The 12757-nt window shown below is 69.1% G+C and carries 13 protein-coding genes; 4 read left to right on the forward strand and 9 right to left on the reverse strand.

The window, feature by feature from the left end; translation table 11 throughout:
* The first annotated feature begins 118 nt into the window (after positions 1-118).
* From AX685_RS08250 to AX685_RS08260, 4 genes are read left to right on the forward strand one after another with little or no spacing between them, the layout of a single operon-like run.
* Entirely contained in the window at positions 119-508 is a 390-nt protein-coding gene (locus tag AX685_RS08250; RefSeq protein ID WP_231738702.1) for a DUF2147 domain-containing protein, read from the forward strand.
* Between the two features lie 19 nt (positions 509-527).
* The gene (locus tag AX685_RS21500) at positions 528-686 is read left to right on the forward strand and encodes a hypothetical protein (protein WP_176484826.1); all 159 of its coding nucleotides are present in this window, start codon (positions 528-530) and stop codon (positions 684-686) included.
* Between the two features lie 2 nt (positions 687-688).
* Positions 689-1465, forward strand: coding sequence for a 16S rRNA (uracil(1498)-N(3))-methyltransferase (locus tag AX685_RS08255; RefSeq protein ID WP_066487428.1), 777 nt, complete (start codon positions 689-691; stop codon positions 1463-1465).
* Positions 1466-1497: 32 nt separating this feature from the next.
* Positions 1498-2871, forward strand: a complete 1374-nt coding sequence (locus AX685_RS08260; protein WP_066487430.1) for a glutamate--cysteine ligase — start codon at positions 1498-1500, stop codon at positions 2869-2871.
* Here the strand turns inward: AX685_RS08260 and AX685_RS08265 are convergent.
* From AX685_RS08265 to AX685_RS08305, 9 genes are all read right to left on the reverse strand, one after another.
* Positions 2868-4157: a methyltransferase family protein gene (locus tag AX685_RS08265; protein ID WP_066487431.1), complete on the reverse strand. Its 1290-nt coding sequence runs from the start codon at positions 4155-4157 to the stop codon at positions 2868-2870. The two genes, AX685_RS08260 and AX685_RS08265, sit on opposite strands and share 4 nt — an antisense overlap.
* A gap of 646 nt (positions 4158-4803) precedes the next feature.
* Complete coding sequence (locus AX685_RS08270; protein WP_066487432.1) at positions 4804-5829, reverse strand: sensor histidine kinase; 1026 nt, start codon at positions 5827-5829, stop codon at positions 4804-4806.
* Between the two features lie 8 nt (positions 5830-5837).
* Positions 5838-6287, reverse strand: coding sequence for a response regulator (locus AX685_RS08275; RefSeq protein WP_066487434.1), 450 nt, complete (start codon positions 6285-6287; stop codon positions 5838-5840).
* Positions 6284-7795, reverse strand: coding sequence for a sensor histidine kinase (locus tag AX685_RS08280; RefSeq protein WP_066487436.1), 1512 nt, complete (start codon positions 7793-7795; stop codon positions 6284-6286). Before AX685_RS08280 ends, AX685_RS08275 begins: the two co-directional genes overlap by 4 nt.
* 51 nt (positions 7796-7846) lie before the next feature.
* Positions 7847-8617: an exonuclease domain-containing protein gene (locus AX685_RS08285; RefSeq protein WP_231738704.1), complete on the reverse strand. Its 771-nt coding sequence runs from the start codon at positions 8615-8617 to the stop codon at positions 7847-7849.
* Positions 8618-8635: 18 nt separating this feature from the next.
* Positions 8636-9733, reverse strand: a complete 1098-nt coding sequence (locus AX685_RS08290; RefSeq protein WP_066487444.1) for an MBL fold metallo-hydrolase — start codon at positions 9731-9733, stop codon at positions 8636-8638.
* A 91-nt stretch (positions 9734-9824) separates the two neighbouring features.
* Positions 9825-10496 carry a DUF1013 domain-containing protein gene (locus AX685_RS08295; RefSeq protein WP_066487446.1) on the reverse strand — a complete coding sequence of 224 codons (672 nt, stop codon included), beginning with the start codon at positions 10494-10496 and terminating at the stop codon, positions 9825-9827.
* Between the two features lie 98 nt (positions 10497-10594).
* Positions 10595-11617 (reverse strand): glycosyltransferase family 4 protein, encoded by a 1023-nt coding sequence (locus AX685_RS08300; protein ID WP_066487448.1) that lies wholly within the window; start codon positions 11615-11617, stop codon positions 10595-10597.
* Positions 11618-11624: 7 nt separating this feature from the next.
* A complete protein-coding gene (locus AX685_RS08305; RefSeq protein WP_066487450.1) occupies positions 11625-12512 on the reverse strand; it encodes a UDP-2,3-diacylglucosamine diphosphatase in 888 nt (295 codons plus the stop codon).
* Between the last annotated feature and the right edge of the window lie 245 nt (positions 12513-12757).

Genomic DNA, 12757 nt, shown 5'->3' on the forward strand with positions numbered 1-12757 from the left:
GTCCGGCGGTGGGCGGCGGGCGGGGTCATCGCGGGCGCCGATAGCGCAAGAGCGAGCCCGCGTCGCCCCCCGCTGCCTTATCTTGGCCGGGTTGCGCGCCTACATCCCGGATATGGCGATGCTTCTTTCCGTTCTGATGCTGGTGGCCGCGCCGGCGACAGATCCCCTGGCTGGCGTGTGGCGCAATGCCGGCGACAGCGTGCGTATCCGCGTGGCGCCGTGCCGCGATGCGCCTGGCATGTGCGGTACCGTCATTTCCGCCAGCCCGAAGGCGCGTGAGGATGCCGCGCGCGGCGGGACCGACCGGCTGGTCGGCGCGCGCCTGTTCGAAGGGTTCGAGCGCGATGAGGACGGCAGCTGGGCGGGCAGCGTCTTCGTCCCCGATATCGGCGCGCGCGTCGACGGCACGTTGCGGCTGGAGGGGCGCGGGACGCTGGTCGCGCAAGGGTGCCTGTTCGCCGGCTTCGGTTGCCGCGAGCAGCGCTGGACGCGCGTGAGCGTGCGATGATGCCGCCGATCGCGCCGCGGTGATCCACCTGTCGGTCGCGATCGGCCGGTTCTTCGAGGCATTGTTCTACGCGATCCTGAAGGTGGCCGGCGTCGCGGCGGCGGCGGTGCTGGGGATTGCGCTGACGGGCGCGATCCTGTTCTGGGTGGCGCGGATGCTGATCGTGCGGGGACGATAGGGATGGGAGCGCAACCGGCCTGGCCGCCGCGATCGACGCCGCGGCTGTTCGTGGAAACCGCGCTGGCCGCGGGGCCGCTGCGGCTGGACGGCGCGGCGGCGCATTATCTGGTCGCGGTGATGCGCATCAGGCCGGGCGATCCGGTGAAGCTGTTCGACGACGCGACCGGCGAATGGCTGGCCGTCGCCGCGACGGTCGGCAAGCGCGACCTGACGCTGGACGTGACCGAGCGGCTGCGCGCGCGCGAGGCGGTGCCCGACCTGTGGCTGGTCGCCGCGCCGCTGAAGAAGGGGCGCGTCGACTGGATGGCGGAAAAGGCGTGCGAACTGGGCGTCGCGCGGCTGGTGCCGGTGGTGACGCGGCGCACCGTGGTCGACCGTCCGAATACCGAGCGGCTGCGCACCCAGATGATCGAGGCCGCCGAGCAATGCGGGCGCACCGCGTTGCCCGAGGTCGTGGAGGCGGTGAAGCTGCCGGCGCTGCTGCGCGACTGGCCCGCGGAGCGTGCGCTGTTCTTCGCCGACGAAACCGGCGGCGTGCCCGCGGCGGAGGCGATGATCGCGCGCGCCGGACCGGCGGCGATCCTGATCGGGCCGGAGGGCGGGTTCGACGATGACGAGCGCGCCGCGATCCGCGCCTGCCCGGCGGCGACCGGCATCGCGCTCGGCCCGCGCATCCTGCGTGCGGAGACCGCGGCGGCGGCGGCCGTGGCGGTATGGATGGCGGTTGGCGGGGACTGGAAAAGCAGCACTTCACCTGACGCAAGCAGCACCCTCTAGCGCGGGCGTTCACGGCGCAGTAAGGCGCCGCCATGACGACGAAGACCGTTTCGAACAGCAACGCAGCGGTCATTGAATCGCGCGACCAGCTCATCGCCCATTTCGCCGGTGGCGAGAAGCCGGCGAACCGCTGGCGGATCGGTACCGAGCACGAGAAGTTCGTCTATTCCACCACCGATCACCACGCCCCGTCGTGGGGCGAGCCGGGGGGCATCCGTGCGCTGCTGCTGGAGTTGGTCCAGCATGGCTGGACCCCGGTGGAGGAGGGCGGCAACATCATCGCGCTGACCGGCGCCGACGGGTCGGTCAGCCTGGAGCCGGCGGGGCAGTTCGAACTGTCGGGCGCGCCGCTCGACAACCTGCACCAGACCTGCGCCGAAACCGGCCGCCACCTGCAGCAGGTGAAGGCGGCGGGCGAGAAGCTGGGCATCGGCTTCCTGGGGCTGGGGATGTGGCCAGACAAGACGCGCGACGCGCTGCCGATCATGCCCAAGGGCCGCTATGCCATCATGCTGCGCCACATGCCGCGCGTCGGCACGATGGGCCTCGACATGATGCTGCGCACGTGCACGATCCAGGTGAACCTGGACTATGCCAGCGAAGCGGACATGGCGAAGAAGTTCCGCGTCGGGCTGGCGCTGCAACCGCTGGCGACCGCGCTGTTCGCCAATTCGCCGTTCACGGAGGGCAAGCCGAACGGCTTCCTCAGCTATCGCAGCCACATCTGGTCGGATACCGACCCGGCGCGGACGGGGATGCTGCCGTTCGTGTTCGAGGACGGTTTCGGCTACGAGCGCTATGCCGACTATATGCTCGATGTGCCGATGTACTTCGTCTATCGTGAGGGGCGGTACATCGACGCGGCGGGGCTGTCGTTCCGCGATTTCCTGAAGGGCGAATTGTCGGTCCTGCCCGGCGAGAAGCCGACGATGGACGACTGGAACGACCATCTGTCCACCGCCTTCCCCGAAGTGCGGCTGAAGACCTTCCTTGAGATGCGCGGCGCCGATGGCGGGCCGTGGGGGCGGATCTGCGCGCTGCCGGCGCTGTGGGTCGGGCTGCTCTACGATCAGGGCGCGCTGGATGCGGCGTGGGACGTGGTGAAGGACTGGACGCTCGAGGAGCGGCAGGCGCTGCGCGATGCGGTGCCGAAGCTGGGTCTGGACGCGCCAATCGCGGGCGGGCGGCGGTTGCGCGACGTGGCCGGGCAGGTGCTCGACATCGCGCACGCGGGACTTGCGGCGCGCGCGCGCACCAATGCGGCGGGTGACGACGAAACAGGCTTCCTGGCGCCGCTGCATGAGATCGTGCGCGGCGGGAAGGTGCCGGCACAGGCGCTGCTGGACCGCTATCACGGCGCCTGGGGCGGCGACGTGTCGCGCGTCTATGGCGAGGAAAGCTTCTAGGCGCCGCTGCGCCCGCGCGCCCAGCGCAGGAAGCGCGGGATCGCGCCGTGGCGCTCGATCCACCTGTCATAGGCCTGATAGGCCGGATCGGCGCGCAGGTGGCGCTCCTCGGTCCGCGCGCGCCAGTAATAGACGCCGCTGACCGCGCCCAGCAGCAGCGTGGCGCGCGCCGCGTCGACCAGGCTGCCGGTCGACAGCATGGGGATGGTCGACAGCCACCAGAACAGGTTCTTCGCCAGATAGGCGGGGTGGCGCGACCAGGCATAGGGGCCGTGGGTCAGGATGCCGCGGTTGGTCAGGTTCGAGAAGCGCAGCCCGAACGCCACCGTCGCCCAGGCGTAGATCGCGGTCAGCACCACCAGCACCGCGCCGGTCAGCGCGAGCATCAGCGGATGCCCCTGCATCCAGTGCGTCCAGTCGGCGGTGCCGGGGCGATAGTCGAACGGGCCGCCGTCGCTCATCATGATGAACGGCGGGTAGCAGATCAGCGCCGCGCTCCACGCCGCCATATAGGGGTTGGCCGAGCGGATTTGCGCATCGAGCGGCCGCATCGTCAGCGCATAGCCGACGGTGGCGAAGGCGACGTCGACCACGAACATGAAGGTGATCAGCCAGTTGGCGAGCGCGACCGGATCGGACAGCAGCGCGCTCCGATCCAGCCGGACGAAGTCGCCGAAATTGCCGGGGACGATCGCCAGCATGAACGCGAAGAACAGCGCCTTCACCGCCCAGGCGCGCAGATGGGCATAGATCGCCTCGCGATCCGCATCGCCGCTGCCCAGCAGCCACGCGCCCATGTGCCACGCGCCGTCGCGCGGCTCCACCAGATAACGGTCGAGCCATAGGACATAGGGGATCGAGGCGACCAGCACGACCGGCGCGGCGCGTTCCAGGCACCACATCGCGAACAGGAAGTTGCCCTCCCAGTAAAAGCGTCCGGTGGCGTAGATCAGCGCGATCCCCGCCCAGGTCGCCCACAGCCCGGTCAGCTTGACGATGCTGATGTCCAGCGTGTCGCGCAGCGGGCGGGCGTTCGACCAGTCGATCCCGGTCGAGGGGCGGCGATGCACCTTGTCGACCAGCAGCGACCACAGCACCATCGGCACGCCGCACGCGACGACGTTGATCAGCGCCGCATACGGCCCGTCCATCCCGAAATGGAGCGCCGTCGCGGTCCAGGCGATCAGCCCGGCCAGCCCGGCCAGCCCCACCCCGTGCGACACGGCGGAAACGGGTCGCGAGCGGGCGCGCGGGGCGACGGCAGGAAGCGCGGCGTCGTGGTACATGGTCGCCGACGCTTAGCGGCGAAGGGTTAACGTTCGCTGGTGGCCGTCAATGTGAGCGGTTGGTCGCCTTCCGGGATCGATCGGCGGTCTCGCGAACGATCGGACTTTGGGAATGGCTGAGTTTGGGTGGAAAGCGGACCTTCGCATCAGTAAGGGGTTAAGACGGATCCGCGATCGGTAGTTCGGCCACGCACCACATGATAGGCGGAAACCACCCAACCCGACGGGTAATGTTTCAGGATCACATACCCCGGACGCCCTACTACTCCAACGGCATCGCAGGATGTTCGAGGGCGGAGTGCCAGGCTAATACTGCGGCCTTGGAACTTCCCTTTGATAACCCTCAAGACCGACACGGTCGCCTCGTCGTGAATCTGAGCACCCCAATTAGGAATCTTCTCTAGCAAGACCTTCAGCACGACTGCATCGGCATCGACGGTTTTCGGCAAAGTTGGCAGGATGTGGTGGTCTACTGCATCAGCACTTATGCAGGCGACTGCTGGCGAGGATGTCACAGCGAGCACCAGTGCCGCACACGTGACAATTGCTGATGCGACGCGGGTGGGCATTGCACAAGCCTAGCCAAGCCGCCGAATGTCCGCAATTGGGCGGGAACCGCCGTCGGATCGACTGAACCGGAACGCCCTTATCGCAGCGCCGCCGCCAGAACCGCGCGGGTGCCGGCGTGCGCCGAATCGTATTCGACGATCGAATCGAGGCTCTGCGCCATCGCGCGGATCAGGCGGGTGCCCACGCCGGTGCCCTTGGGCGCGGCATCGCCGATGCCGATGCCGTCGTCCTCCACGGTCAGGCGGAACCGCTCATCGCCTTCGCGGATCAGCGCGATGCGTACCTCGCCCTGGCCGTCGGGATAGGCGTATTTGCACGCATTGCTGACCAGCTCGGTGACGATCACCCCCAGCGACACCGCGCGGTCGGTCGGCAACTGCACCGATTCGGCGTCGAGGAGCAGCGAACGCGGGCGGTCGGTGGTCGACCATGTCTCCGACAGCTCCCGGATCAGCTGCGCGAGATAGTCGCGCATGTCGACATGCTCGACGTCGTGGCCGGTATAGAGGCGGCGGTGGACGTGCGCGATCGCAACGATGCGGCGTTCGGTATCTTCCAGCGCGGCACGCGCCGCGGCGTCGGTGACCGATCCCGCCTGCAGCCGCACCATCGCCGAGACGAGCTGGAGCGAATTGGCGACGCGGTGGTTCACTTCGGCCAGCAGCGCTTCCAGTCGGGCGTTGCTGGCGCGCAGCGCGGCCTCAGCCTGCGACTTTTCGGCGTGGAGCTCGGCGCGGGCCAGCACCTGCCGGAACGAGGCGTCGAGCAGGTCGAAGAAATCCTCGCCCGGCGTCTTGACGACATAATCGGCCGCGCCGGCGCGTAGCGCGGCGACCGCGACGCGCGTCTCCTCCGATCCGGTGACGTAGACGATCGCGGGGGGACTGGGCAGCTGCATCAGCTGCGCCATCGTTTCCAGCCCGTCGATGCCCGGCATATAGTGATCGACCGCGGCCAGATCGAACCCGCCCGCGCGCGCCGCGGCCACGCCCGCCTCGCCGCCGTCGGCGACGGTGACGTCATAGCCGCGCCGCGTCAGCGCCCGCTCGACCAGCCGGCGGATGCCCGCGTCATCGTCGATGTAGAGGACGCGCCGGCCCATCGCGTCGCTCAACCGCCCTCGCCGAGATCGGGGACCTGGATCACCGAAAGGAACAGCCCTAGCTGGCGGATCGCCTGCGCGAAATTCTCATAATTCACCGGCTTGGTGATATAGACGTTGGCGCCCAGATCGTAGCAGCGCTGGATTTCGCGGCTGTCGTCGGTGGTGGTCAGCACCACGACGGGGGTGCGTCGCACCGCCGCGTCGCCACCCTTGATCCGCGCCAGGATGTCGGTGCCGCTCATGTCGGGCAGGTTGAGGTCGAGCAGGACCAGCGCCGGGCCGTTGCGCGCCGGGCCGCCATCATCGTTGAAGATATAGTCGAGCGCACTGGTGCCGTCGGTGAAGTGACGGATATCGTTCATGATACCGGCGCGGCGGATGTTCTTTTCGATCAGCCGGGCGTGCCCTTCGTCGTCCTCGATCATGACGATGCTGACGGACTGGTGCGCGTTCATTCGACGGTTTCCTGCGATGCGTAGGTAAGGGGTAGCGACAGGCGGAAGGTGGCGCCTTCACCCAGGGCAGAAGAAAGATCGATCAGCCCGCCGAGACGGAACACCAGCGCACGCACCGTGGCAAGCCCGATTCCCTCGCCGGGGCGATCCTGCGTGCCCGAACGGCGGAACAGGTCGAACACGCGTGCATGATCGCGCGGGTCGATGCCGCGCCCGTTGTCGGCGATCTCGAACACCGCGCGGCTGCCCTCGCAGTGGCCGCGCACGACGATCCGTCCGGGCACGCCCGGGCGCAGATATTTCACCGCATTCTCGATGAGGTTCGACAGGATCTGGTCGATCGAAAAGCGGTCGCTGACGATCTCGGGCAGGTCGCCCTCTACCTCCAGCGTAGCGTCGGCGTCGGCCAGCCGGTGCGCCAGCGTCTCGCGGATCTGTCCGACCATCGCGGCGATGTCGAGCCGTTCGGGTGCCAGCGCGCGGCGCCCCTGACGCGACAGCTGGAGGATGGCGTTGATCAGCCGGTCCATCTTCTGCGTCGAGGTGCGGATGAAGCCGATCGCCTCGGGCAGGTCCTCGCGCGCGGCGAAGCGGGCGTCGTCGGTCAGCAACTGCGGCGCCTCCGCCTCGACCCGGTCGACCAGCTGCGACAGCTGGCCGGTGGCGCTCTCCAGCTCGGCGGTGAAACCCATGACGTTGACCAGCGGCGAGCGCAGGTCATGGCTGACGATATAGGCGAACCGCTGGATTTCCTCGTTCGCGCGGGTCAGGTCCGCGGTCCGTTCGGTGACGCGATCCTCCAGCCCCGCGTTGAGCGCGCGTAGCGCATCGTGCGAGCGCGCCAGGTCGCGGGTGTAGCCCAGCACGGTCAGCAGCGAGGCGACCACCGCGACCGCCAGCAGGATGCCCGCCACCGCCAGGACGACGTAGAACATCCGCTCGCTGGTGGCGACGTCGCGTTCGCGGATGGTCAGCAGCCGGCGTTCCTCCCGCGCCATCCGGTCGAGCGTCGCGCGGATCGACGCCATCGGCAGCGCGGAATGCTCGACATCGAATGCGGCGCGCGCGCCGGCGACGTCGCCCGCCGTGATGCGCGCGATCGATTCCTCGCGCAGCACGACGAGCCGCCGGACCTGGTCGAGCAGCGTCGCGTAATAGGCGACCTGGACCGGATTGTCGCTGGTCAGCCGGCGGATACGCTTGAGCGCGTCCGGCAGCGCCTGCGCGCTGCGGCGGTAGATCGCTAGGAAGTCGCGCTGCCCGGGCGCGAGCAGATAGCCGCGCCGCGTCGTCTCACCACGTTCCAGCAGCTGGCGCGCGTCGAGCACCGCATTCTCCACCTCATAGGTGTGCGATACCGCGCGGATGTGCTGCTGGCTGCGGCCGGTCATCCACACGGCGGCGCCGCCGGCCAGGATCAGCGCCAGAAACGCGACCACCATGACCCCGCGCAGGCGGCGGCCGATCCCTTTGTCCCGAAGGATCGCGCGAATATCCAGGGTTGCCATCGTGGGACGGCGTATCGCGCACGACCGCGCGGCGCCAGCCCCGCCGACGAATTACAGCAGCAATTCCTGCGGGCTGATCCGACCGACATGCCCGCCGCCGCGGCGCCGGGCCATTTCGGTTTCCGCGGTGAAGCGGATGTCGGGATCGCGATCGGTCATGAACTTGACCAGGCTCTCCTCCTCGATCTCACGCCATTCCTTGCCGCGATCCGGGCCGTAACGGACACGCGGCAACAGGCCGGGGGCCTTCGACCATTCGATCAACTGCGCCACCGACGCCTCGTTCAGCTGGTCGCGCAGATGATGCGCGGTGACATAGGCGTCGGGAAAGGCGCGGTGCGCGGGCAGGCCGCGTTCATGCTCCAGCCCGGCGGGCTTGCGCCAGTAGCGCAGCACCTGATTCGAGAAGCTGGGCGAATCGGGCCACAGCCGCAGTGCGCATTTCCACGTGCAGATCCATTCCGCGCCATGCGTCAGCGCGGGCGTGCAGAACTGTTCCTCGAACGCGGCGCGATGCGCGGCCAGCGCGATGCGGCGCGGCCAAGGGTCCAGCACCTGTCGCGCGACGTCCTGCCACCATGGTGCGTCGGCGACATCCTCGTCCCGGATATGGTGGACCGCCTGCGTGATCGGCGGCATCGGGCGGCCGGGGTTGACCAGGATGTTGCCGCCCTCGCCCTGCAATTCCCAGCGGCCGTCAGCGCCCAGCGCCACGTCCTGCCAACCCACTTCGCACACGCCGTGGACGGGCGGGGGCGAGCCGGTCGTCTCCAGGTCGATGACGCGGATGATCTGGCTCTGGGTACGGCGGGGATACATCATCGGGCGTATAGTGGGCGTTCAGGCGCGCGAATACCACCGCACGCCATCGCGCATCGCATGGACGGCGCGTCCGCTCAGCTCCAGCCGGCGCAGGTGCGCCAGCGTCTCACCGGTGGCCATGCCGATCACGTCGGGGCCGATCGGGCGGCGGAACAGCTGGCCGAAACAGTCGACCGCGCGCCGTGGCGTCGCCAGATGCGCCTCCAGCGCGTCGAGCCGGTCGAGATGCTCGCGCTCCAGCGCGTCGAGCCGGGCGTGCAGGCCGTAGAAGGGATCGCCATGCCCCGGCAGCACCAGCAGGTCGTCGGGCAGCGCGCGGAACCGCTCGATCGAGGCGAGCCAGTCGCCGAGCGGGTCCCCCCCCGGCTCGTTGGCGTGGAGCGAGACGTTGGAGCTGATCCGCGGCAGCACCTGGTCGCCGGCGATCAGGATCCGACGCTGCTCGTCCAGCAGGCACGCATGTTCCGGGCTGTGCCCGCTGCCGACCACCACGCGCCACGCGGTGCCGCCAATCGACAGCATCTCGCCGTCGCGAATGCGGGTATAGCCGAGCGGCAGCGGCGCGATCATCTTGCCGAACTGCGCGAAGCCGCCCTTCGCCGCCTCGGCGATCTGCGCATCGTCCCAGCCGGCGGCGCGCCAGAAGGCGACCTGCTCCTCCGGCACCTCGGGCCGCGCATCCGCCGACAGCATCCGCGCCATCAGCCATTCGGTGCGCGTCATCAGGATCGGCGCATCGCCGAAGCGGCGCGACAGCCAGCCAGCCAGCCCGATGTGATCGGGGTGCATGTGCGTGCACAGGATGCGCGCGATCCGCTGCCCGGCGAGCGGGCCGTCGAGGATCGTACGCCACGCCTCGGTCGAGCGCGGCGAGGCGGTGCCGGTGTCGATCGCCAGCAACTCCCCCGATCCGTCCGCGCCATCGTCGAGGATCAGGCCGTTGACGTGCTTGAGCGGGCCCGACATCGGCACCCGCCACCAACGGATGCCGGGTGCGATCGTCAGCAATTCGCCCGGCTGCGGCGCGCGGTCGCCGAAGGGAAAGGTAAGGCCGGCGGCGCTGGTCGGCACCAGGCTTTCGTCGCCGATCAGGCCGCGCTGGAAATGGGTTGCCATGCCCGCGACGCTAGGCCGGGCGGACGGAGAATGTCACGCGCTAAGTGAAGCGGGCGGCTTAGCAGGAAGGATGCCGCCCGTCGGGTCGGGCTTACCGCTTGAACGGATCCTCGAACCCGCCGATCCGGTCGGGCTCCCCTGCGCCTTCCGCCTCGCGGCTGGCCTGTTCGCGCTCGGCGCGCAGCGAGGCGATCAGCGCCTCGCGGTCACCGTCCAGGCGCGTGTCGGTCTGCTGCTGCTCGATACCGGCCGCCTTCGCCGCCTTCGACACCGCGGCGTCCAGCTCGCGCTGCGTCGTCAGGCCCAGCGTGACCGGATCCTTGGGCGTGATGTTGGCGATGTTCCAGTGGCTGCGATCGCGGATCGCGGCGATGGTGGTGCGGGTGGTGCCGATCAGGTTGCCGATCGCGCCGTCCGAGATTTCCGGATGGTTGCGGATGATCCAGGCGATGCCGTCGGGCTTGTCCTGCCGCTTGCTGACCGGGGTGTAGCGCGGCCCCTTGGTGCGGCGCACCTGGTCCGGCCCCTTGGTCATCTTCATGCGGTAATCGGGATCGGCCTGCGCCTTGTCGATTTCGTCCTGCGTCAGTTCGTGCGCGCGGACGGGATCGCGGCCGGTCAGCTTCGTCGCGGCGGTATCGTCCGCGATCGCCTGCACCTCCAGGATGTGCAGGCCGCAGAAATCCGCGATCTGCTCGAACGACAGCGCGGTATTGTCGACCAGCCAGGAGGCGGTGGCATGCGGCATGAGCGGCTGGGCCATGCGGGGAACTCCATAAATACAAAGGGCCGCCCCTTACCGGAGCGGCCGCAAATCTGCCTCGACTTAGTGCACACCGCCCGCAAGGGCAAGCGGGCGGGTTACGCCGCGCGTGCCAGTGCCGGACCGAAGGGTTCCAGCGCCTCCAGGAACTGTCGCGCGCTGGCCGCCCAGGTGAAGCGCGCGCCCGCCGCCGCGCAGGTTTCGCGGTCGAGCGTCAGCGCGCCGGCGATCGCGGCGGGCAGATCCTGATCCATCACGCCGGTGTCGGGGGTCAGTACGTCGACCGGGCCGGGCACCGGATAGGCGGCGACCGGCGTTCCGCAGGCCAGCGCCTCGATCATCACCAGGCCGAACGTATCGGTGCGACTGGGAAAGACCAGCACGTCGGCGGAGCGATAGGCCGCGGCCAGATCGTCCGCGAACAGTGCGCCCAGGAAGATCGCGTCGGGGAACTGGCGTTGCAGCGCGGCGCGCGCCGGGCCGTCGCCGACCACCACCTTCGTCCCCGGAACGTCCGCCGACAGGAAGGCGGCGATGTTCTTTTCCACCGCGACGCGCCCGACGTGCAGCAATACCGGTCCGGCCAGCCCCTGCAGCGCCGGCAACCGCGCGCCGGCGGGCGAGAAGACCGGCGCAACCCCCCGGCCCCAGCGGCGCACGCGCGGCAGCCCGTGGTCGCGCAATGCGCCCTCGATCGTCGGTGTGGACGCCAGAATCGCCGCGGCGGGGGCGTGGAACCAGCGGACGTAGCGCCAGATCCATTCGGGATCGGCGCCGGTGCGCGCGGCGACATATTCGGGGAATTGCGTGTGATAGGCGGTGGTGAACGGCAAATGCCGCGACAGGCACCAGCGCCGCGCCGCCACGCCCAGCGGCCCTTCGGTGGCGATATGTACCGCCTGCGCACCGAACGCGGCGATGCGCCGCCCGATCGCGGCCGGGGTCATCAGCGCCAGGCGGATTTCGGGGTAGGTGGGGCAGGGCACCGAACGCACCCCGGCGGGGGAGACGACCAGTATCTCATGCCCCTGCGCGCGCAGTTCGGCGATGACCGATTCGAGCGTGCGCACCACGCCGTTGACCTGCGGCGCCCAGGCGTCGGTGACGATCGCGATCCGCATCGCGCGCTCAGGCCGCGGCCAGCGCGAGCGGGGCCTCGGCGGCTTCGCGGCGCGCGATCTCGTCGGCCCAGTGGAGGATCTCCATCCGGCCGTCGAAATGCTCGACCAGCGCGGTGCATCCCTCCACCCAGTCGCCGTCGTTGTAATAGGCGACGCCCGCGATCTCGCGGATCTCGGCGGTGTGGATGTGCCCGCATACCACCCCGTCGACACCGCGGCTGCCCGCCGCCTCCGCCACGATCTCCTCGAACCGGGAGATGAACGCGACCGCGTTCTTCACCTTGGCCTTGGCATGCTTGCTGAGCGACCAATAAGGCATGCCGAACTTGCGGCGCACCGCGCTGACCGCGCGGTTCAGCGTCATCAGCGCGGTATAGGCCGCATCGCCGACATGCGCGAGCCAGCGGTGCGACAGCGTGATCGCGTCGAATTCGTCGCCATGCAGCACCAAAAGGCGGCGGCCGTCGGCGGTTTCGTGCACCGCCTTGCGCCGGATCTTGATCCCGCCGAAGTCGAGGCCCGCGAACTGGCGGAACATCTCGTCATGGTTGCCGGGGATATAGACCATCCGCGTGCCGCGCCGCGCGCGCTTCATCAACCGCCAGATGACGTCGTTGTGCGCGGCGGGCCAGAAGAACCTCTTCTTCAGCTGCCAGCCGTCGATAATGTCGCCGACCAGATACATCGTGTCGCTGTCGACATGGTCGAGGAAGTCGATCAGCATGTCGGCATTGCAGCCGCGCGTGCCCAAATGCACGTCGCTGATCCAGATCGTGCGATAGCGACGGCGGTCGCCGCTCGCCTGTTCGGGGCGATGCGGGCGCGAGTTCGCGAAATCGAACAGGTCGGTGACGTCGGCGAAATGGCCGGTGGCGTCGGTCGCGTCGGTCGTCATGTCCGTCAGCTGCATCGGGGTCATCCTCCCTCGCCCGCCAGCTATGCCGCCGGTATATTACGCCGCCATCACGCGGCCGTGACGGTTGCGCGGCCGCCACGTGACGGTTGTGGGTCAGTCGCGCCCGCCCGCTGTTGCAGCGCGGGCACGGTCGGCGCGAGAAATGCCGCTGTCGCGTGACTGCAACATGGCGCTGCTTTAGGGGCGGGATGCGCGCCCGGCGTAACGTCCGCGCTATGCAGGGC

The organism is Sphingomonas sp. CCH9-F2 (assembly GCF_001556735.1).
Classification (GTDB): domain Bacteria; phylum Pseudomonadota; class Alphaproteobacteria; order Sphingomonadales; family Sphingomonadaceae; genus Sphingomonas; species Sphingomonas ginsenosidimutans.